15 protein-coding genes and 1 pseudogene are annotated in these 20,566 nt (G+C 72.9%); 10 read left to right on the top strand and 6 right to left on the bottom strand.

Annotated elements, in window-relative coordinates:
- Positions 1–116: 116 nt before the first annotated feature.
- Positions 117–833 carry a hypothetical protein gene (locus ACWCYO_RS17490; protein WP_449784676.1) on the top strand — a complete coding sequence of 239 codons (717 nt, stop codon included), beginning with the start codon at positions 117–119 and terminating at the stop codon, positions 831–833.
- A 97-nt stretch (positions 834–930) separates the two neighbouring features.
- On the opposite strand, the gene ACWCYO_RS17485 is transcribed toward ACWCYO_RS17490, so the two are convergent.
- The gene (locus tag ACWCYO_RS17485; protein WP_449784675.1) at positions 931–1,839 is read right to left on the bottom strand and encodes a cyclase family protein; all 909 of its coding nucleotides are present in this window, start codon (positions 1,837–1,839) and stop codon (positions 931–933) included.
- Positions 1,840–2,011: 172 nt separating this feature from the next.
- On the opposite strand from ACWCYO_RS17485, the gene ACWCYO_RS17480 reads away from it, so the two are divergent.
- The 4 genes from ACWCYO_RS17480 to ACWCYO_RS17465 all read left to right on the top strand — a co-directional run bounded on the left by ACWCYO_RS17480 (position 2,012) and on the right by ACWCYO_RS17465 (position 8,735).
- Entirely contained in the window at positions 2,012–4,867 is a 2,856-nt protein-coding gene (locus ACWCYO_RS17480) for a SpoIIE family protein phosphatase (protein ID WP_449784674.1), read from the top strand.
- 96 nt (positions 4,868–4,963) lie between these two features.
- Positions 4,964–6,526: a sugar ABC transporter ATP-binding protein gene (locus ACWCYO_RS17475; RefSeq protein ID WP_449784673.1), complete on the top strand. Its 1,563-nt coding sequence runs from the start codon at positions 4,964–4,966 to the stop codon at positions 6,524–6,526.
- A complete protein-coding gene (locus ACWCYO_RS17470) occupies positions 6,523–7,587 on the top strand; it encodes an ABC transporter permease (RefSeq protein WP_270148669.1) in 1,065 nt (354 codons plus the stop codon). The genes ACWCYO_RS17475 and ACWCYO_RS17470 overlap by 4 nt, the downstream gene beginning before the upstream one ends.
- 32 nt (positions 7,588–7,619) lie before the next feature.
- The gene (locus ACWCYO_RS17465; RefSeq protein ID WP_270151372.1) at positions 7,620–8,735 is read left to right on the top strand and encodes a substrate-binding domain-containing protein; all 1,116 of its coding nucleotides are present in this window, start codon (positions 7,620–7,622) and stop codon (positions 8,733–8,735) included.
- Here the strand turns inward: ACWCYO_RS17465 and ACWCYO_RS17460 are convergent.
- Entirely contained in the window at positions 8,699–9,931 is a 1,233-nt protein-coding gene (locus ACWCYO_RS17460) for a PP2C family protein-serine/threonine phosphatase (protein ID WP_449784672.1), read from the bottom strand. The genes ACWCYO_RS17465 and ACWCYO_RS17460 overlap by 37 nt on opposite strands.
- 231 nt (positions 9,932–10,162) lie before the next feature.
- Positions 10,163–10,781: pseudogene (locus tag ACWCYO_RS17455) on the bottom strand (L-threonylcarbamoyladenylate synthase).
- A gap of 157 nt (positions 10,782–10,938) precedes the next feature.
- Here ACWCYO_RS17455 and ACWCYO_RS17450 point away from each other — a divergent pair.
- The gene (locus ACWCYO_RS17450; RefSeq protein ID WP_270148673.1) at positions 10,939–11,532 is read left to right on the top strand and encodes a DUF4291 domain-containing protein; all 594 of its coding nucleotides are present in this window, start codon (positions 10,939–10,941) and stop codon (positions 11,530–11,532) included.
- A 140-nt stretch (positions 11,533–11,672) separates the two neighbouring features.
- Here the strand turns inward: ACWCYO_RS17450 and ACWCYO_RS17445 are convergent, their stop codons facing one another.
- Positions 11,673–12,086 carry a Fur family transcriptional regulator gene (locus ACWCYO_RS17445; RefSeq protein ID WP_270148674.1) on the bottom strand — a complete coding sequence of 138 codons (414 nt, stop codon included), beginning with the start codon at positions 12,084–12,086 and terminating at the stop codon, positions 11,673–11,675.
- Between the two features lie 214 nt (positions 12,087–12,300).
- On the opposite strand from ACWCYO_RS17445, the gene katG reads away from it, so the two are divergent.
- Positions 12,301–14,517 carry a catalase/peroxidase HPI gene (gene katG / locus ACWCYO_RS17440; RefSeq protein WP_270148676.1) on the top strand — a complete coding sequence of 739 codons (2,217 nt, stop codon included), beginning with the start codon at positions 12,301–12,303 and terminating at the stop codon, positions 14,515–14,517.
- Between the two features lie 124 nt (positions 14,518–14,641).
- Here katG and ACWCYO_RS17435 read toward each other — a convergent pair whose 3' ends face one another.
- Both ACWCYO_RS17435 and ACWCYO_RS17430 read right to left on the bottom strand, forming a co-directional pair.
- Positions 14,642–15,331 (bottom strand): response regulator, encoded by a 690-nt coding sequence (locus ACWCYO_RS17435; protein WP_449784671.1) that lies wholly within the window; start codon positions 15,329–15,331, stop codon positions 14,642–14,644.
- The gene (locus ACWCYO_RS17430; protein WP_449784670.1) at positions 15,328–16,566 is read right to left on the bottom strand and encodes a sensor histidine kinase; all 1,239 of its coding nucleotides are present in this window, start codon (positions 16,564–16,566) and stop codon (positions 15,328–15,330) included. The genes ACWCYO_RS17435 and ACWCYO_RS17430 overlap by 4 nt, the downstream gene beginning before the upstream one ends.
- 208 nt (positions 16,567–16,774) lie before the next feature.
- On the opposite strand from ACWCYO_RS17430, the gene ACWCYO_RS17425 reads away from it, so the two are divergent.
- The 3 genes from ACWCYO_RS17425 to ACWCYO_RS17415 all read left to right on the top strand — a co-directional run bounded on the left by ACWCYO_RS17425 (position 16,775) and on the right by ACWCYO_RS17415 (position 20,552).
- Complete coding sequence (locus ACWCYO_RS17425; protein WP_449784669.1) at positions 16,775–17,521, top strand: ABC transporter ATP-binding protein; 747 nt, start codon at positions 16,775–16,777, stop codon at positions 17,519–17,521.
- Positions 17,518–19,908 (top strand): FtsX-like permease family protein, encoded by a 2,391-nt coding sequence (locus ACWCYO_RS17420; protein WP_449784668.1) that lies wholly within the window; start codon positions 17,518–17,520, stop codon positions 19,906–19,908. The genes ACWCYO_RS17425 and ACWCYO_RS17420 overlap by 4 nt, the downstream gene beginning before the upstream one ends.
- Before the next feature lie 464 nt (positions 19,909–20,372).
- Positions 20,373–20,552 carry a hypothetical protein gene (locus tag ACWCYO_RS17415; RefSeq protein WP_270148682.1) on the top strand — a complete coding sequence of 60 codons (180 nt, stop codon included), beginning with the start codon at positions 20,373–20,375 and terminating at the stop codon, positions 20,550–20,552.
- The last annotated feature ends 14 nt before the right edge of the window (positions 20,553–20,566 follow it).

Here is a 20,566-nt window from a genome sequence, read left to right as displayed (position 1 = left end):
GCCCGCGCAGAACGGATCTCCACCTGGAAGAGGCCCGGCGAGGCGCGGATGTCTCACCGGTATGCGCTGCCTGCCGCATTTTCACTTGGCTGGACTCATGGTGTCACACCTTGGACATGTCCGAAATGACGGCCCATAAGGGCTCTCGTTACGTTCGTCGCGGGTCGGTCACCCGGCCGACGTCCATGACACAGAGAGACGGTGACATGCGCACGCGCACATTGGCTGTGGCCGCTGCCGGAATAGGCGCGGCGGCTCTTGCGACCACCGGTATCACCTACGCCCTCGCGGGATCCTCCTCGACCTCCCCGTCCGTCCAGCAGGCGGCCCGGTTCGTCGAACAAGTCGCCCCGACGCCCCCGTCCGTCCAGTCGGCGGCCCAACCGGTCCAGCAAGCCGCCCCGGCCACGGCTGTCTCGGGCGGCGGCGAGAACGGCGGCGGCGAGAAGGGTGGCGGCGAGAGGGGCGGCGGCGAAAACGGGGAGAAGCACGAGGGCCGCGACCGCCATGACGGCGGACGCGATCACGGCGGTCGCGGCCACGGGGAAGCGGGACGGATCCACTTCAACGAACGCACGTACTCCGCCGACGCCGAGGGATGCGTCACCGCTGCCAGCGGACTGGGCTCCAGTAGCTTCAGCATCTTCAACGACAGCCGGAAGGTCGTCGAGGTCTACCGCGGCTTCTCCTGCGACAACGGTTCTCCGGTCGCCACCGTGGGTCCCTACGGCGCCACCAACGGCGTGGTGACCCGTACCGCCCACGGGAGTCTGTTCGGTGGAGACGGCGCCGTGGGCAGCTTCCGGGTGATCGGCGACTACGACGAGTGGTGACGGCGCCGCCCGGAGCACGGCCGGCTCCCGGCCCCACCGAGCCCCACCGAGCCCCGCCGAGCCCCCGCCGAGAAGACGGTGAGAAGACGGCGAGCGCTCAGAGGACCGCGAGCGGATTGACCGGGGAGCCGGTGCCGCGGGGGATGTTCAGGGGCGCGGCGACGAGGAGGAACTCCCATCGTGCGGTGCGCGCGCACGCCTCGGCCAGCGGCTCCAGGTCCAGGTTGTCGATCAGCGGCAGGCCCAGGGCGGTGATGGCCAGCACGTGGACCGGCGAGTGGACGCCGTCGACGGGGCTCGGGCGCACGTCGCTGTCGCCGTCGCTGCCCAGTGCCGAGGCCCGTGACTCGCTCAGCACGCGCATCGCGCCGGGATGCAGTCCCGCGCTGAGGTCGTCCGGGTCCCACGCGCCCAGCCGCCGCCGTCGGGCGAGGTGGCCCGTGCGGACCAGGAGGATGTCCTGGGGGCGGAGCGGGCTGCCCTGTTCCTCGGCGCAGACCAGCAGCTCCGAGCCGCCGATCGCCTCTCCCGGCTCCAGCCAGGCCGTGCCGCGCAGGCGTGGCACGTCCAGCAGGACTCCTCGCCCCACCAGCCCGGGCAGCAGGTCGGTCACGGCGCCGTAGGCGGCACCTTGCGAGGAGAACACCTCCCGCGCCCGAACTCCCGCGAAGAGCAGTCCGCCGTACGCGATGTGGCAGAGCGCGTCCAGGTGCGTCTGCGCCTTGCCGTGGTAGTCGGAGGCGATGAAGTCCCGGTGCACGGTCGGCTCGGGGGCCGTGACGTCCGCCAGTTCGGTCATCTGGTGCAGTGCCGGCCTCTGGTTGTCGGGCCCCGGCACGCTGTCCCACGGCCGCCCCATGGCGACGACCTCACCCGTGCGTACGAGCCCGGCGGCCGCCACCCGTCGCCCCGCTTCGACCGGCCCGGGGAGCCGGTCGCGGCGCAGCCGCCGGAAGAGCGCGTCGAACTCGTCGCGGGTCATCGCCGGCCCGTTGGCACTGGTCATGGCACTCCTCAGCCCGGCCCCCGCTCTGCCGATGATGCGGTGACGGTCGCAAGACCGCCACCGTGCCGGGGGAGCGCGCGCGATCCGGCGGCGAACACCGCAAAGCGGGCAAAGCCCTAATATTGCATCGAGAAGGGTGCAGCTCCGTGGAAATGTGAGCGCTGTGGCGGCCATGACAGCTTCGGACGAGGCGGGGATCGGCCCCGTGCGGGCCCGTGAGCGGTTCATGCTCGGTGAACCGGTCGAGGGCGGCGTGCGGAGTCTGATCCTGAACTCCTGGCAACGCTGCCAGTCGATGGGGATCTCCCCGGAGGGGGCCGAGCTGCCGTACCGGCCGGACATCGATCTGGACGGCCCACTGGTCCGCGCGGCCGGACCCGTGCTGGACCGGCTGGCATCCAGGTTCGCCGGCAGCCGGATGAACGTGGCCCTGACCGACGCGGACGGGGTGGTGCTGCAGCGCCGTTTCGGCGATGCGTCCATGGCCGGGCAGCTGCCCGCGATCCAGAGCATCCCGGGCTTCGTGTTCGCCGAGCAGTACGGCGGGACCAACGGCATCGGGCTGGCGCTCACGGAACGGCGGCTCATCCAGGTCTCCGGGGCCGAGCACTTCGCCGAGCGCGGCCAGTCGAACGCCTGTACGGCGATTCCCGTCCGTGACCCCCTCAGCGGACGGATCGAGGGCGTCCTCTGCTTCGGCTATCCGCCCGCCTACGCGGACCCGCAGATGACGGACCTGATCCGCAAGGCCGCCACCGCCATCGAGCGGCGCCTGCTGGCGCAGAGCTCGGCGCGGGAGCGCACCCTGCTGCGCGCGTACCTCGATTCCAGGCGTCGCGCCCAGACCGACCAGGCGGCCGGGGACGGGTGCCCGGTCGGTCTGGACGAGCTGCCCCGGAGCGGGCTGGACCGGCGCGATCAGGTACTGCTCGAACAGATGGCCACCGAACTGATCTCCTCGGCCCGCCGCGCCGCGGTCGAGGTGACCCTTTCCCAGGGCCGGCTGGTCACCCTGCTGAGCCGCCCGGTGACCAGCCCGTCCGGGGTGGAGGGCTTCGTCATCGAGGCGATCCTGCACGGCGACACGCCGCCCCGGCCTGCCGCCCCGGACCAGGCCGGTCGGCCGGTCGGTTTGCCGGCGCCCGCCATGACCACCGTCCTCCCACCGCTGCGGCCCCCCGAGGGTGCCGTACCGGATCGCGGGGCCGAGGCGCCGTCCGCTCCCGCGCCCGACGCGGCCACCAGGCTGCTGCTGCTGGGCGAGCCGGGCGTGGGACAGTACGCCGTCGCGGCCCGCCGCCGCCTGGAGCTGCTGTCCGAGGCCAGCACCCGCATCGGCACCACCTTGGACGTGACCCGGACCGCCTGGGAACTCGCCGAGATGGCCGTCCCGCGGCTGGCCGACTACGTCACCATCGACCTGCCCGAGACCGTCCTGCGCGGCGAGGAGCCCATCGACCCCGTCAGCGAGCTGCACCGCACGGTGGTCCACGGCATCCGCGCCGACTGCCCCTTCTACCCGGTCGGCGAACGGGTCGACCTCAGCCCCACCACGCCCCACCGCCGCTGCCTGGCCAGCGGGCAGGCGGTGCTGGAACCCGATCTGCGCAGCGCCGCCGGCTGGATCTCGCAGGACCCCGAGGCGGCCGGGCGCCTCTTCGCGCACGACGTCCACTCCCTGATCGCCGTCCCGCTGCTGGCCCGCGGGGTCGTGCTGGGCGTCGCCGGCTTCTACCGCGCCCGGAACCCCGCCACCTACGGGGACGACGACCGCTCGCTGGCCCAGGAGCTGGCCACCCGCGCCGCCATCTGCATCGACAACGCCCGCCGCTACACCCGCGAACACGCCATGGTCCTGGCCCTGCAGCACAGCCTGCTCCCGCGCTGCCTGCCCGAGCAGAGCGCCATCGAGGTCGCCCACCGCTATCTGCCCGCCGAGTCCGGGGTGCGCGGGGACTGGTTCGACGTCATCCCCCTCTCCGGTGCCCGGGTCGCCCTGGTCGTCGGCGACGTCGTCGGCCACGGACTGCACGCCGCCGCCACGATGGGCCGCCTGCGCACCGCCGTGCACAACTTCGCCGAACTGGACCTCGCCCCCGACGAGCTCCTCACCCACCTGGACAACCTCGTGGGGCGCCTGGACCGGGACGAGGACGGCGTGGAGCCCGCCACCGGCAATGACGGCATCATCGGCGCGTCCTGCCTGTACGCCGTCTACGACCCGACCTCGCAGCGCTGCACGCTGGCCCGCGCCGGACACCCGCCACCCGCGGTGATCCACCCGGACGGCACGGTCACCGTCCCCGACCTCCCCGCCGGGCCCCCGCTCGGCCTGGGCGGCCTGCCGTTCGAAACGGCCGAGCTGCACCTGCCCGAAGGCAGTCAGCTGATCCTCTACTCCGACGGACTCCTCGAAGACGACCGCCGCGACCCCGACGCGGCCCTCGACCGCCTGCGCACCGCCCTGGCCCACCCGAACCGCTCGCCCGAGGACGTCTGTCGCACGGTCGTGGAGGCCGTGGTACCCGAGCACCCGGCCGACGACGTCACGCTGCTCGTCGCCCGCACCCACGCCCTCGACCCCAGCCGGATCGCCACCTGGGACCTGCCCGCCGACCCGGCCCGTGTCGGCGACATCCGCGCCGCCGCCGCCCGCCGCCTGAGCGACTGGGGACTGGACGAGGCCGCCTTCGTCACCGAACTGCTGCTCAGCGAGCTGGTCACCAACGCCATCCGCTACGGCACCGAGCCCATCCAGGTCCGTCTGATCCACGACCGTGCCCTGATCTGCGAGGTCTCCGACGGCAGCAGCACCGCCCCCCACCTGCGCCACGCGGCCACCACCGACGAGGGCGGCCGCGGCCTGTTCCTCGTCGCCCAGCTCACCCAGGCCTGGGGCACCCGCTACACGGCCAGGGGAAAGGTCATCTGGGCCGAATGCGCCCTGGAGGCGTCCGACGGCATCCCCGACCTCTTCGAGAGCCACTTCTTCGGGAACCAGTTCGCCGACATTCCCGAAATCGGATGACCCGCCCCCGGACGTGACCCGCCCTCCGGACGTCACCGGCCACCGTGGCGTGTCAACACCACGGCGGCCCAGCCGAGCTGGTAGGAACGGTGGTTCATGCACGACACCTCCGCCCCCCTGGCGGGCCCACCCGCGGGCCGCGACCCACTCGTCCGCATCCGCGGCCTTCGCAAGCGTTTCGGCGGCACTCCCGCGCTGGCCGGGATCGACCTCGACATCCATCGCGGCAGCGTCCTGGCCCTGCTCGGTCCGAACGGCGCCGGCAAGTCCACCCTCATCCGGACACTCGCCGGGATCCACCACCCGGACCAGGGCGAGGTGACGGTGGCCGGGCACCCGCTCGGCACCCAGGCCGCCGCCCGTCGGATGGCCTTCATCCACCAGGACCTCGGTCTCGTCGAGTGGATGACGGTCGCCGAGAACATCGCCCTGGTCGCTGGCTACCCGCGCCGTCACGGGCTGGTCTCCTGGCGGCGGACCCGGGAGCGTTGCGCCGACGCCCTCGCCCTGATCGCCGGGCACCTCGACGCCGACGCGCGGATCGCCGACCTCGCCCCCGCCGAGCGCTCGCTGGTCGCCATCGCCCGCGCGCTGGCGACGCGGGCGGAGCTCATCGCCCTGGACGAGCCGACCGCCGGCCTCCCCGCCGCGGACTGCGCCCGGCTCTTCGCCGTCCTGCGCGCCCTGCGCGACCGGGGGCACGGCATCGTCTACGTCACCCACCGGCTCGACGAGGTCCACCAGGTCGCCGACACCTTCGCCGTCCTGCGCGACGGCCGTCTGATCAGCTCCGGCCCGCTCGCCGGCCACAGCCGTCGGCGCCTGGTCCACGACATCGTGGGCCGCGAACCGGTCGGCCGCCGGGCCGCCCCGCCCGCCCCCGCCGCGGGCCCGGTGGTGCTGAGCCTCGACGCGGTGCGGACCACCGACGCCGGGCCGGTCAGCCTGAAGCTGCGCGCGGGCGAAATCCTCGGCATGGTGGGCCTCACCGGCGCAGGCCACCTCGACCTGGGCCGCGCCCTCGCCGGATCCCGTCCGATCCTCGGCGGGCGGGCCCTGCTCGACGGCCGACCGTACACCCCGCGCACGGTGGCCGATGCCGTCGACTCCGGCGTCGGCCTGGTCACCGGCAACCGTCAGGAGGAGGGCTGCGCCGCCGAACTGACGGTCCGTGAGAACCTTCTGGCGAACCCCCGGCTGGCCGGCCGGCCGACGCCGCACTGGATCAGCCCCCGGCGCGAGCGGGCCCAGGCCGCCGCCCTGATCGAGCGGTTCTCGGTGCACCCCCGCGACAGCGAGGCGCCGATCGCCACGCTGTCCGGCGGGAACCAGCAGAAGGTCATGATCGGCCGGTGGCTCCGGGTGCACCGGCGGCTGTTGATCCTCGAAGAGCCGACCGCCAGCGTCGATGTCGGCGCCAAGGCCGAGCTCTACCGCCTGCTCGACCAGGCGCTGGCCGACGGCCTCGCGGTCCTGCTCGTCTCCACCGACTTCGAGGAGGTCGCGACCGTGTGCCACCGTGCCCTGGTGTTCGTCCGCGGAACCGTGACCGCCGAGCTGACCGGCGCGACCCTCACCGTCACCGAACTCACCTCCGCAGCCTCGGCCATGCCCCCCGTCACCGGCGGTGACGGCGACCGGCGTGCGACAGGCCGATGACCGAGCCCCCCTTCCGCCGTTCCCCGCAGGGCCGCCGGCGCGGACACCTGATCGGCAGCTACGGCCTGCCGGTCCTCGCCGTCCTGCTGTTCCTGATCTTCTCCGTCGCGCGGCCGAACACCTTCCCCACCCTCGACAACGTCTCCTCGATCCTGTCCAACCAGTCGATCCCCGCCATCCTCGCGCTCGGTGCGACGATCCCCATCGCCACCGGCAACTTCGACCTGTCCATCGGCTACGGCCTCGGTCTCGCGCACGTCGTGGTGCTGCGGCTCGTCGTCGACGGCGACTGTCCCTGGCCGCTCGCCTGCCTGGCCGTGATCCTGGGCGGAGCGGCCTTCGGGGCCCTCAACGGCGTCCTCGTCGAGTTCGGGCGGATCGACTCCTTCATCGCCACGCTCGGCACCGGCAGCATCCTGTACGCCTTCACCGGCTGGATCACCGGCGGCGCCCGGGTCCTCCCCGGCACCGGCGGCCTGCCGGTCGCCTTCACCGACCTCTACGACTCCACGTTCCTCGGACTGCCGGTGTCCGCCTCCTACGTGCTCGCGCTCGCGGCCGTCCTGTGGCTGCTGCAGGAGCGGCTGCCGCTCGGCCGGTACCTGTACGTCATCGGCTCCAACCCGCGTGCCGCCGAACTCGTCGGAATCCCCATCCGCCGCTACAGCGTCTACGCCTTCGCCGGATCGGGCCTGGTCGTCGGTTCCGCGGGTGTCCTGCTCGCCGCGCAGCAGCAGATCGGCAACCCGAGCGTCGGCCTGGAGTACCTGTTGCCCGCCTTCGTCGGCGCGCTGCTCGGCTCCACCGCGATCAAACCCGGACGCGCCAACGCCCTGGGCACCGTGGTCGCCGTCGCCGTCCTCGCCATCGGTCTGGCCGGTATCGGGCAGCTCGGCGCCGACTTCTGGGCCGTGCCGCTGTTCAACGGCGCGACGCTGCTCCTCGCCGTCGGCCTGGCCGGCTACTCCGCACGCCGCCGGCTGCGGGCCGGTGCCGCCGAGCACCGCGGTCCGCTCACGCCGCCGTCGACGGACGCGGCTCCCTCCCGGGACACGCCGTGAAGCGCGCTGCCGCGACCGTGCTGGCAGCAGTGATGCTGGCGACGGCGGGCACCGCCCTGGACGGCTGCCAGCGCGGCCTGTCGACCGGGACCGGGGCCCCCGTCCCAGGGCCGTCGAGGGCCGGTTGTGCGGCGGCCACCCTCGCCGGGGCGAAGGCGGACGTCCAGCAGGCCGAGCAGGTTGACGTCCCCTGGAACGGCCCCACCAGCGGTCCCAGGGCGGTTCCCGGCAGGACCATCGTCTACGTCGCCCAGACCATGACCAACCCCGGCGTCGCGGGGGTCGCCAGGGGGGTCATCGACGCCGCGACGGTCATCGGCTGGAGCGTCCGGGTGATCGACGGGCAGGGCACGCCCGCCGGCATCCAGGCGGCGCTCGGCCAGGCGGTCAACCTCGAAGCCTCGGGCATCGTCATCGGCGGCTTCGACCCGGGGCTGACCGCGCAGCAGGTCGCGCAGGCCGCCGCGGCACACATCCCGCTCATCGGCTGGCACGCGGTCGCGGCCCCCGGACCGAGCACGAACCCCCCGCTGTTCAGCAACATCACCACCAGCGTCGGGGACGTCGCACGGCTCAGCGCGGACTGGGTCATCGCGGAGTCCAACGGCAACGCCGGAGTCGTCGTCTTCACCGACGACTCCGTCCCGTTCGCCAGGAACAAGTCCCAACTGATCAAGGACGAACTCGCCACCTGCCCCGGCGTGAGGCTGCTGGCCTCCGAGAACATCCCCATCCCGGACGCGACCAGCCGCACCCCCCAGGCGGTCTCCGCCCTCCTCGCCCGCTTCCAGGGCCGGTGGACGCACTCCGTCGCCATCAACGACCTGTACTTCGCCGACGCCGCGCCCGCCCTGCGCGCGGCCGGAAGGCCGGGCGACGCCGCCCCGTACAACATCGCCGCGGGCGACGGCGACCCCTCGGCCTTCCAGCGCATCGACAGCAGGCAGTTCCAGGCCGCCACCGTCCCCGAGCCCCTCACCGAGCAGGGCTGGCAGATCGTGGACGAGTTCAACCGGGCCTTCTCCCACCAGCCCGCCAGCGGCTACGTCGCCCCGGTCCACATCACCACGGCCGCCAACAGCGGCGGAGCGACCTCCTGGGATCCGGCGGGCTACCGCCAGGCGTACCGGACGATCTGGGGCAGGTAGCGAGGGCGGCGCCGACGGTGGCGGCCGAGCGCCGCCGTCCCGCCGCGGTCGCTGCCGCCGCTCCCGCCCTTCGACCCGTCCCGGGCGCGATCGGTGTGCGGGCCCGGCTCCTCCCCGTCCGGGAGCCGCTGCGCGACGAGCACGGCGATGTCGTCGTCGAGGGCGGCACCGCTGTACGCGATCAGGTCCCGGTGCAGGTGGTTCAGAAGCTCGCGCGGCGCAAGGGCGGTCCAGTCGCGGACACGCTGGGTGAGCGGGTAGAAGGCTCCGGTACGGTCGCGGGTCTCGGTCACGCCGTCGGTGTACAGCAGCAGTCGGTCGCCCGGACGGAAGGGCTCCACGTCGACGTGGTAGTCGCCGCCGAGCAGCACACCGAGGTTGATCGGCGGTGACGGATCACCCGGGGCGAGTTCGCTGACCCGGCCCTGGTCGATGAGCAGCGGCGGGGGGTGACCGCAGTTGACGATGCGGACCACGGGCTCGTCGCCGGGAATCTCGGCGAGCACGGTGGTGATGAAACGTTCGTCGCTGCTGGGGAGCTGGGCGGCTCGGCGGCTCATGCTCCGCTCCAACCTACGCGCTATCGCGGGCAGATCGGGCTCGTCGTAGGCGGCCTCGCGGAAGGCGGCCAGCGTCGCCGCGGCCGTCTCCACCGCGAGCAGGCCCTTGCCCCGGACGTCGCCGATCAGCAGGCGCACACCGTGCGCGGTGCTCATCGCCTCGAAGAGGTCGCCGCCGATCCGGGCCTCCGCGGCTGCCGACAGGTACAGGGTTTCGATGCTGATGCGGCCCAGGAGGTGGGGGACCGGACGCAGCAGCACGCGCTGCGCCGTCTCGGCCACCGAGCGTACGGTCGCCAGGGTGCGTTCCCGGCGCGTCCGGTGGGCGGCCAGCACGGCGCCCAGCATCCCGACCAGTGCCGTGGAGAAGTAGGTGGCCACGTAGTGGCGCTCCCACAGATAACCCACGTCGCGGCCCGCACAGCACGGAGTGCCCGCCAGGACGCCTTCGAAGACCACGGCGAGGACCGTGACGGTGGCGACGAAGGCGGGACCGTGGGCGTAGGCGGCGACGACGGGCAGGGCGATGAGCAGGAAGCTCACCGGCCACTGCACGGGAGTGATCGGCTCCAGCGCCAGGATGGTCGCGACGTAGATGGCCGGCAGCCAGCGTATCCAGACCGGCTGGGCGGGCACCCGCGGCTCCGTGCCGACCGGCTCCGTCCGACGCTGCCGGTCGGCCCCGCCGCGGCGCGGGATCCTCACCGCGCGCTCCGGTGGCGGTGTGCCCTGTGATCCGCCTGTACACACATACATCAATCATCACGGCATACCAGCCGCTGCCGCCCGCCGACGGAGTCGAGCACGCGGCAGAGCTCCTCATCGCGGTCGGCCCTCCACGGGGTGTGCCCCGGCCCGCCCCGTCCGTCACTCGAAGCGTGTGGGGTCGCCGGCCCCTCGCCGGACGACCTCCGGCCCGCCGCCCGAGAAGTCGACGACCGTCGTCATTTCCGTGCCGCAGTCGCCCGAATCCACCACGGCGTCCAGCGCGTGGTCGAGCCGCTCCTTGATCTCCCACCCCTGGGTCATCGGTTCGTCCTCACCGGGGAGAACCAGGGTGCTGGAGACCAGGGGCTCACCGAGTTCGGCGAGCAGGGCCCTGGTGACGGTGTGGTCGGGGATCCTGACGCCCACCGTCTTCTTCTTCGGGTGCATCAGGCGGCGGGGAACCTCCTTGGTGGCAGGGAGGATGAAGGTGTAGCTGCGGCGTCGCCGCCTTGACCGCGCGGAAGACGTTGTTGTCGAGCTGGACGAACTGGCCCAGCTGCGCGAAGTCCTCGCACATCAGGGTGAAGTGGTGGCGCTCGTCGAGACGCCGGATCGACCGGATCCGTTCGAGGCCGTCGCGGTTGTCCAGCCGACAGCCCAGGGCGAAACAGGAGTCGGTCGGGTACGCGATGAGGGCCCCGGACCGGAGACTGTCGGCCACGGTGCTGATGGTGCGCGGCTGAGGGGACTCTGGGTGCACGTCGAAGTACTTCGCCATTGGCCGACCCTACGGGATCCCGGCCACCGACGGGCGCAGCCGCGACATCCAGCCCTCCGCAGGGCGGCCGGGGCGCCGGGGCGCGCGGCGTCCCCGCCCCGTCGGGCCCGCGAAAATCCGCTGGCGCGATGCGTGCCGAGCCTCGACCCTGGTCACCGTGGCAGAACCCAAGCATCAGATCCGCGCCCTCCATACGGCCTCCACGGTGACCGTCTACCAGGCGTACGCCCCGGAGATCGGCCTGCCCGCCGCACGGGACGGTCGCTTTCCGGCGGCGTGGAAGCGGGACCGGATGACGTGGATCAAACCGTCGTTCCTCTGGATGATGTACCGCTGCGGATGGGCCGGGAAGGAGGGACAGGAGACCGTCCTCGCGATCGAGATCACCCGCGAGGGCTTCGAATGGGCCCTTGCGAACAGCTGCCTGTCCCACTACGAACACGGCCTGCACCCCGACCGGGCGGCCTGGAAGCACCAGTTGAAGCGGTCCCCGGCCCGGGTGCAGTGGGATCCCGAACGCGATCTGCACCTACGGCCGCTTCCCCACCGCTCGCTTCAGCTCGGCCTCGCCGGCGAGGCCGCCAGGCGCTACGCGGAGGAGTGGATCGTCTCGATCGCCGACGTCACGACGCTCGCGCACACGATCCACGAGCATGTGCGGGACCGGGCTCTGGACGCCGCCCGGCAACTCCTTCCCGCCGAACGCCCCTACCCGGCAGGCGACACGCTGCTGACCCACCTGGGCGGCTGAGCCGCTCCCGCGTCGCTCCTCGGCGAACTTCTCGCCGGCGCCGTCCGGCAATCCGACGCCCCCGACGACCGCCCCGTCGAGATCCGCTCCGCCCTCGCCGGATCCGTCTCCGACCCGCGGCCAGCCTGCGCAGCCCGCGGTCAGCCCGCGCAGGTCGGGCAGAGCCCCCGGTACGTGACCTCGGCCCCCGAGACGGCGAAGCCGAAGCGCTGTTCGGCCGGGAGGTCGGCGAGCGGGTTGCCGAGGGGGTGGACGTCGCGGATCGCGCCGCAGCCGGTGCAGACCAGGTGCTGGTGCGGGTGGTGGGCGTTGGGGTCGTAGCGCTTGGCGCGCCCGTCGGTGGACACCTCGAGGACCTCGCCGAGGGTGACCAGCTCGCCGAGGGTGTTGTAGACCGTCGCGCGGGAGATCTCCGGGAGGCGCTCGGCCGCGCGGGCGTGCACCTCGTCGGCGGTCAGGTGCACGTGCTCGCCGTCCAGGACCTCGGCCACGACACGCCGCTGGGAGGTGAGGCGCCAGCCGCGCTCGCGCAGCCGCTCCAGCAGGTCACTCATAACGGTTCACCTATTCAGGTCACGGGGAAGACCGGAGTTTACCAATCGACGTCCGCTGCGGTCCGTTTCCCGATCGGATACGGGTTTGGTGTCTTTCTTGACTTGGATTCCGTCCATCGTAGGATCGGCTCCGGCGCTAGCCTTGGCAATAGCAGAGATAGGTGCCGTAGGTAGCAGCAAGACACCGTGATCCGCCTTGTAGGGAAGGATTCCCATGTCTGAGAACCACGATGCGACCGGCGTAGAGGCGAGCGCGGGCGGCTGCCCGGTCAACCACGGGCGCGCGCTCCACCCCACCCAGGGCGGCGGGAACCGCCAGTGGTGGCCGGAACGGCTGAACCTGAAGATCCTCGCCAAGAACCCCGCCGTGGCCAACCCGCTCGGCGCGGACTTCGACTACGCCGAGGCGTTCAACGCCCTCGACCTCCCGGCCGTCAAGCGGGACATCCAGGAGGTGCTCACCACCTCGCGGGACTGGTGGCCGGCCGATTACGGCAACTACGGTCCGTTCATGATCCGCATGGCCTGGCACAGCGCCGGCACCTACCGGATCAGCGACGGCCGCGGCGGCGCAGGCGGCGGCCAGCAGCGCTTCGCCCCGCTGAACAGCTGGCCGGACAACGCCAGCCTGGACAAGGCCCGCCGCCTGCTCTGGCCGGTGAAGAAGAAGTACGGCCGCAGCCTGTCCTGGGCCGACCTGATCGTCCTGGCCGGCAACGTCGCGCTGGAGGGGATGGGCTTCGAGACCTTCGGCTTCGGCGGAGGCCGGGTCGACGAGTGGGAGCCGGACGAGGACGTCTACTGGGGCCCGGAGACCACCTGGCTGGGCGACGAGCGCTACACCGGCGACCGCGAGCTGGAGAGCCCGCTGGCCGCCGTCCAGATGGGTCTGATCTACGTCAACCCCGAGGGCCCCAACGGCAACCCCGACCCGATCGCCGCCGCCCGCGACATCCGCGAGACCTTCTACCGGATGGCGATGAACGACGAGGAGACCGTCGCGCTGATCGCCGGCGGCCACACCTTCGGCAAGACCCACGGCGCCGGCCCGGCGGACAACGTCGGCCCGGACCCGGAGGACGCGCCGATGGAGCAGATGGGCCTCGGCTGGAAGAGCAGCCACGGCACCGGTGTCGGCGGCGACGCGATCACCAGCGGCCTGGAAGGCGCCTGGACGCCGACCCCGATCACCTGGGACAACAGCTTCTTCGAGACGCTGTTCGGCTACGAGTGGGAGCTCACCAAGAGCCCGGCCGGCGCCCACCAGTGGAAGCCGAAGGACGGCGCCGGCGAGGGCACCGTGCCGGACGCCCACGACCCGAGCAAGCGGCACGTGCCGATCATGCTCACCACCGACCTGTCGCTGCGCTTCGACCCGGTGTACGGACCGATCTCCCGGCGCTTCCTGGAGAACCCGGCGGAGTTCGCCGACGCCTTCGCCCGCGCCTGGTTCAAGCTGACCCACCGCGACATGGGCCCGGTGGTGCGCTACCTCGGCCCCGAGGTCCCGAGCGAGCAGCTGCTCTGGCAGGACCCGCTGCCGGCCGTCACGTACCAGCAGATCGGTGCGGCGGACGTCGCCGACCTCAAGCGGCGGATCGCCGCCACCGGCCTGTCGGTCTCCGAGCTGGTCTCCACCGCCTGGGCCGCCGCCTCCTCGTACCGCAACAGCGACAAGCGCGGCGGCGCCAACGGCGGCCGGATCCGGCTGCAGCCGCAGGCCGGCTGGGAGGTCAACGAGCCGGACCGGCTGGCCCGCGTGCTGCGCGCGCTCGAGGGCGTGCAGACGGAGTTCAACGCCCAGGCCGGCGACAGGCAGGTCTCGCTGGCCGACCTGGTGGTGCTGGCCGGTGGCGTCGGCATCGAGCAGGCGGCCAAGGCGGCCGGCCTGGCCGTCGAGGTGCCGTTCGCGCCCGGCCGGGTGGACGCCCCGCAGGAGCTGACCGACACCGAGTCCTTCGCCGCACTGGAGCCCAAGGCGGACGGCTTCCGCAACTGGGTGGGCAAGGGCAACCGGCTGCCGGCCGAGTTCCTGCTGCTCGACAAGGCGAACCTGCTGGGCCTCAGCGCGCCCGAACTGACCGTGCTGGTCGGCGGCCTGCGCGTGCTGGGCGCCAACCACCAGCAGTCCGCGCACGGGGTGTTCACCGAGACCCCGGGTGTGCTGACGAACGACTTCTTCGTCAACCTGCTGGACCTGGACACCAGTTGGAAGTCCACCTCGGAGGACGCCCACACCTTCGAGGGCCGGGACGCCTCCGGCAAGGTCAAGTGGACCGGCACCCGGGCCGACCTGGTCTTCGGCTCCAACTCCGAACTGCGCGCCGTCGCCGAGGTGTACGCGGCCGACGACGCCAAGGAGAAGTTCGTCGAGGACTTCGTCGCGGCCTGGGTCAAGGTCATGAACGCGGACCGCTTCGACCTGGTGTGACAGCTGTGAGGTAGGCGGGAGCCCGGGGGCGTCAACCCCCGGGCTCCTGTTCGTCGTTACGGCCTACCGGGTCTTACGGCGTACCGGGTCTTACGGTGTACCGGGCGTTACGGCGTTCCCGTCCTCACGGCGTCCCGGGCGTTCCCACGCTGACCAGCCCGGTCTCGTACGCCGCGACCACCACCTGGGCCCGGTCCCGCAGCCCCAACTTGCCCAGGATCCGGGCCACATGGGTCTTCACCGTCGCCTCGGACAGCTGCAGCCGGGCGGCCAGCTCGGCGTTGCTGAGGCCGCGGGCGAGCAGCGACATCACCTCCAGCTCGCGCGGGGTGAGGGTGGCCAGTTCCCGGTGCGGGGCGGCCGCGTCCGGGGCGGCCGGGCGGGCGAAGCGCTCGACCAGGCGTCGGGTGATCGCGGGGGCGAGCAGTGCGTCGCCGGTGCGGACCAGCCGGACGGCGGCGGCCAGGTGCTCCGGGGTGACGTCCTTGAGCAGGAAGCCGCTGGCCCCGGCGGCCATCGCGGCGTAGACGTAGTGATCCAGGTCGAAGGTGGTCAGCATGATGATCCGGGGCGCGTCCTCCGCACCGCCGGCGAGGATCCGCCGGGTGGCCTCCAGTCCGTCCAGGCCGGGCATCCGGATGTCCATCAGAACGACGTCCGGTCTGCTCCGCCGGACCGCGGCGACGGCCTGCTCGCCGTCCTCGGCCTCGGCGACCACCTCGATCCCCTCGGACTCCAGGATCAGCCGGAACCCGATCCGGACCAGTGCCTGGTCATCGGCGACCACCACGCGCAAGGGCCGCTGCTCGTTCAACGACTCTCCAGCGGTATCGAGGCCGTGACGCGGTAGCCGCCGCGCGGCCGGGGGCCGGTGTGCAGGGTGCCGCCGTAGACGGCGAGGCGTTCGCGCAGCCCGAGCAGGCCGCGACCGTTGCCGGTGGCGGCGGCGCCGGTGGGGCGGCCGCCGGTGTCGGTGACCTCCACCCGTAGGTGGTCGGAGGCGTAGTCGACGGTCACCGTGGCGTCGGCGCCGCCCGCGTGCTTGACGGTGTTGGTGAGCGCCTCCTGGACGACCCGGTAGGCGGCGAGTTCGACCCCGGGCGGGACGGCCCGGTGCTCGCCGCGCACGGTCAGCTCCACCGGCAGTCCGGCCCGGCGGACGCCCTCGACCAGGGCGTCGAGCCTTCCGAGGCCGGGCTGCGGGCTGAGGTCGGCGCTCGCCGCCGGATCGTCCCCGGTCTCCGAGTCGATGGTCAACAGGCCCATCACGTGCCGCAGTTCGGTCATCGCGGCGCGTCCGCCGGCCTCCACCGCCGCCATCGCCTCCCGGGCCTTTTCCGGGGAGGTGTCCAGGATCTTGCGGGCGGCGCCGGCCTGGATCGTCATCATGCTCACGTTGTGGGTCACGACGTCGTGCAACTCCCGGGCGATGCGGGCCCGTTCGTGCTCCACCGCGTGCCGCAGCGCGGCCAGCTGCTCGCGCTCCAGGGCCGACAGTCGCTCCCGGCCCTCCTCCACCCGGCGGCGCCACATCCGCAGTTCGTAGGCGACCGCGAACACCGGTACCAGGACGAACAGGGCGACCACCGCGTTCGGGAAGTGCGGCAGCAGGGCGTCGTCGAAGAGCACCACGAGCGCGCCGGTGGCGGCCGCCAGGCTCGGCAGCAGGGCCTTCGGCCGGCGCCCGTACGCGGCCGCGCTGTAGGCGGCGACGATCACCGCCACGCCCTCCCAGAACGCGATGTCCCGGTGCTGCGACCGCACCAGCAGCGCGGCCGGCAGCACCGCCCACAGCACCGTCAGCGGGTAGCGCCGACGCAGCGCCAGCGGCAGCGGGACGAGCGGCACCAGCAGCAACGGCCCGGGCCAGGCGGTGGTGTCCGGGCCGTGGGTGCGGTGCGCGACGGTGGCGTAGCGGCCGCAGGTGTAGCAGAGGAACAGCGCCAGGGCCAGGTCGAAGGCCTGGCCGCGCCGGGTCGGCCGGGGCGGCGGAGCCGGGCTGCCCGTTCCGCCGCTCAGCAGCCGTTGTACTGCGGGGTGGTTGATCACTGGGACATTCTGGCGGTCGGCCGCTCCCGGGCACAGCCCCGCGACTGGCGGCAGCCCGTACACCGGGTGACTACCTCGGAAGGATGACGCCGAGCCGGGTCCGCCGGACGCGGTACGGAAGATGCCGTCGTCGGCGGACGCGGGTGCGCGCCGCCCGTCCGTAGCTTCGTCCTCGTCACCAGGCGGGAAGCGATGAGGAGCGGGGAAGATGGACAGCGATCCGGTGATCGGGCTGAGCGGTGTGAGCCGCCACTACGAGGGTGCGCGGGCGGCGTTGGACGGGGTGACGCTGAACGTGCGGGCGGGGGAGTCGGTGGCCGTGCTCGGTCCGTCGGGCAGCGGGAAGTCCACCCTGCTGAACCTGGTCGCCGGGCTGGACCGGCCGAGCGCCGGGACGGTCACCGTCGACGGGGTCCGGGTGGACCGGCTGAACGAGTCGGGTTCGGCCCGGTACCGGCGGCGGACGATCGGCATGGTGTTCCAGTTCTTCAACCTGCTGGACGACCTCACGGTCGCCGACAACGTGGTGCTGGCCGGCGAACTGGCCGGCGTCCCGCGCGCCGAGGCCCGGCGGCGGGCCGCCGAGCTGCTGGAGGCGCTCGGCGTCGACCGGCACGTCCGCGCCCATCCGGGCCGGCTCTCCGGCGGTGAGCGCCAACGCGTGGCGGTGGCACGGGCGTTGATGAACCGGCCGGCCGTGCTGCTGGCCGACGAGCCGACCGGCGCGCTGGACTCGGCCTCCGGGGAGGACGTCAAGGAACTGTTCCGGGAGCTACACGAGGACGGCCAGACCATCCTGATCGTCACCCACGACCTGACCCTCGCCGAGGACTGCGCCACCCGCACCGTCCGGATGCGGGACGGCCGGGTCGAGTCGGACACGGCCGACACGGCGGACACGGCGGACACGGCGGGCTCGGCAGGCTCGGCTGGCTCGGCGGAGGTGGCGGCGTGAGTGCCCTCGGTCGTGTCGTCCGCGCCGGGGTGCGCAGGCGCCGGACCCAGTCGGTCGCGGTCGGGCTGGCCGCCCTGGTCGCGACCACCTGCTCCGTCCTCGGCGGTTCGCTGCTGGTCGCCTCCGAGGCTCCCTTCGACCAGGCCTTCGACGGCCAGCACGGCGCCCACCTCACCGCGCGCTTCGACGGCACCCGGGTGAGCGCCGATCAGCTCGCCGCCACCGGGCACGCCGCCGGGGTGACGGCCAGCGCCGGCCCCTTCCGCACCGTGACCGTCGACCCCGAGCCGGGCCCCGGCTCGACCGTCATGGCGGGCGTGACGATGTCGTCGATGACGGTCACCGGCCGTGCCTCGGCCGATATCGGTGTCGACAACATCTCGCTCGTTCAGGGGAGTTGGGCGACCAAGCCGGGCGACGTGGTGCTCGCCTCCGGGTACCCGAACCCGGGCGTGCCGATCGGCGGGACCCTCCGCCTGCCCGGCCTGCCGGGCGCGCCCTCGCTGACGGTCGTCGGCATCGGCCGGTCCGTCAGCCGGACCGCCGACGCCTGGGTGACGCCCGAGACCATCCCCGCCCTCACCGTGCCCGGCAGCGCACCCGGGTACGAGATGCTCTACCGCTTCGCACAGGCCGGCACCGCCGACGCGATGGCCGCCGACCGGGCCGCCGTCGCCGCCGCCACGCCCGGCGGGGCGCTCACCGGCGCCCAGTCCTGGCTCACCGCCAAGCAGGGCTCGGACCGCAACACCGCCCTGTTCCTGCCCTTCGTGGTCGCCTTCGGCCTGCTCGGCATGGCGATGTCGGTGCTGGTGGCGGGCAACGTGGTGGCCGGCGCGGTCGGCACCGCGACCCGGCGGATCGGCGTGCTCAAGGCGATCGGCTGCACCCCCGCCCAGGTGGTGCGCGCCTACGTCGCCCAGGCGCTGGTCCCGGCCACGGTCGGCACCCTGCTCGGCGTGGTGGCCGGCAATGCGCTGACCGTCCCGGTGCTCGCCACCGCCGGGAACCTCTACGGCACCCACGCCTCCGGCGTCGCGCCCTGGGTGGACGTCGCGGTGGCCGGCGGCACGCTCGCCGCCGTCGCCCTGGTCGCCTGGGTCGCCGCCGCCCGCGCCGGACGGCTGCGCACCGTGGACGCACTGGCCGTCGGCCGTACGGCGGGCGGCACCCGGCGTGACGCCGTCGCCCGCCGGGTCGCCGCGCTGGCCGCCCGGCTGCCGCTGCCCCGGCCGCTGAGCCTCGGCCTCGCCCAGCCCTTCGCCCGGCCGGCCCGGGCCGCCGGGATGTTCGCGGCCGTGCTGTTCGGCACGGCGGCGGCGGTCTTCGCGGTCGGCATGGGCGGCTCGCTGACCTGGGTGCAGGAGGCGAAGAACCACGACAGGTCGGACGTCCTCGTGCACCCGGACCGGCGCGACGTTCCAACCGAGGCCTGGTCGATCGCGGGGCGCACGCCGGCCGCCGGAGCCGACCCGGCAGCCGTCACCGCCGCCCTCACCGCCCAGCCGGGCACCGCCGCCTACTACGGCGTCGGCACCGAGGACGTCACCGTCCCCGGAGTCGCCGGGAACACCACCGTGACCGCCTTCGTCGGTGACTCCTCCTGGGGCGGGTACCGGATGGTCTCCGGCCGCTGGCACCAGGGCCCGGGCGAGGCCGTCGCCCCCAGCACCTTCCTGACCGAGGCCTCGGTGAAGCTCGGCGACCAGGTGACCTTCACCAGTCACGGGCGGGCGGTCACCGTCCGGATCGTCGGCGAGGTCTTCGACCCGCACATGCAGACCAACGAGCTGTTCACCGATGCCGCCAGCTACCCGGCCGGCACGGCCCCCAGGCCCGACAGCTGGTTCGTCAAGCTCAGGAGCGGCACCGACCGCGCCGCCTACACCACCGCCCTCGGCAGCACGCTCGCCCCGCTGCACCTGGTCACCGACACCGACGTGGCGCACGGCTCCTCCGACTCGGTCGCGGTCATGAACTCGCTCACCGCCACGTTGACCACGCTGCTGGTCGCCGTCGCCGGGCTCGGGGTGTTCAACACCGTCGTCCTGGAGATCCGCGAACGCACCCGGGACATGGGCGTCACCAAGGCACTCGGCATGACCCCGGCGCAGACCGTGGGCGTGGTGCTGGCCTCGGTGCTGCTGGTCGGAGCGGCCGGCGCCGCGATCGGCCTGCCGGCCGGACTGCTGCTGCACGGCGTGACGGTGCCCGCGATGGGCCACCGCGCCGGGCTCACCTTCCCGGCCTCCGCCCTGGACGTCTTCGGCACGCCGATGCTCGCCCTGCTCGGCTTCGGCGGTGTGCTGATCGCCCTGCTCGGCGCCCTCGCGCCTGCCGTACGGGCGGCGCGGGCGCGGACGGTGAACGCGCTGCGGGCGGAGTGACGGAGCGTCTCAGACGTACGGACATCTCAGACGAATGTCTTGCGCATTCGTCTGAGATGTCTGTCTTGTGCCTCAGGCGTGTGCATTCGTCTTGTGCATTCGTCTTGGACATGCGTCTTGGACATTTCGTCTCGTACTCCCGGCCGGGACTCCATCGTGACCCTCGGTGCGGGGCGCTGCCAAAGGAGCGAGTGGTTCAAACCGCGATGCGGTTCACCTCGGATCCACCACCTGTGTTCCGGCCAGGTGTGGGGCCGTCCGAACGATCGGACGGTCGGCCGGGGTTGCGGTCCGGGCGGGGTGCGGCCTGGGGGAACGGGGTTGGGGCGGTCCGGCGGGCGTTGATTCGATCCTGGCCGGAACGAGGACCGACCGTGCGTACGCGTCTGGTGTGCCGCCGGGGGCGCTGTCAAGATCCGGTTTCGGCACGCCCGTGCCAGACCCGAACGCTTGGAGGAGGCAGCATGCAGCCCACGGCTGAGCAGGTTCGCGCACTCAAGGACGAGGACTTCCGGCTCACCCTCGGCCAGGGACACCAGGTCCACCCGGCCGGTGAGCCGGCCGACGAGCTCTACGTCACCGCCGCGGTGATGCTCAACACCTGTGAGAGCTGGGGCAGCTGCGGACGCGTCTGCAGCTACTGAGGCCGGGTCCGGTA

The sequence above is a fragment of the Kitasatospora sp. NPDC001683 genome (assembly GCF_053596495.1).
The sequence above is the reverse complement of the archived record's forward strand: the minus strand, read 5'-3'. Positions and strand labels throughout refer to the sequence as shown.

Bases quoted from the DNA above. Each gene is read 5' to 3' on its own strand.
- ACWCYO_RS17470 (WP_270148669.1), top strand. From the start codon at position 6,523: ATGACCGAGCCCCCCTTCCGCCGTTCCCCGCAGGGCCGCCGGCGCGGA.
- ACWCYO_RS17485 (WP_449784675.1), bottom strand. From the start codon at position 1,839: ATGACCAGTGCCAACGGGCCGGCGATGACCCGCGACGAGTTCGACGCG.
- ACWCYO_RS17490 (WP_449784676.1), top strand. From the start codon at position 117: ATGTCCGAAATGACGGCCCATAAGGGCTCTCGTTACGTTCGTCGCGGG.
- ACWCYO_RS17445 (WP_270148674.1), bottom strand. From the start codon at position 12,086: ATGAGTGACCTGCTGGAGCGGCTGCGCGAGCGCGGCTGGCGCCTCACC.
- ACWCYO_RS17475 (WP_449784673.1), top strand. From the start codon at position 4,964: ATGCACGACACCTCCGCCCCCCTGGCGGGCCCACCCGCGGGCCGCGAC.
- ACWCYO_RS17480 (WP_449784674.1), top strand. From the start codon at position 2,012: ATGACAGCTTCGGACGAGGCGGGGATCGGCCCCGTGCGGGCCCGTGAG.
- ACWCYO_RS17465 (WP_270151372.1), top strand. From the start codon at position 7,620: ATGCTGGCGACGGCGGGCACCGCCCTGGACGGCTGCCAGCGCGGCCTG.
- ACWCYO_RS17425 (WP_449784669.1), top strand. From the start codon at position 16,775: ATGGACAGCGATCCGGTGATCGGGCTGAGCGGTGTGAGCCGCCACTAC.
- ACWCYO_RS17415 (WP_270148682.1), top strand. From the start codon at position 20,373: ATGCAGCCCACGGCTGAGCAGGTTCGCGCACTCAAGGACGAGGACTTC.
- katG (WP_270148676.1), top strand. From the start codon at position 12,301: ATGTCTGAGAACCACGATGCGACCGGCGTAGAGGCGAGCGCGGGCGGC.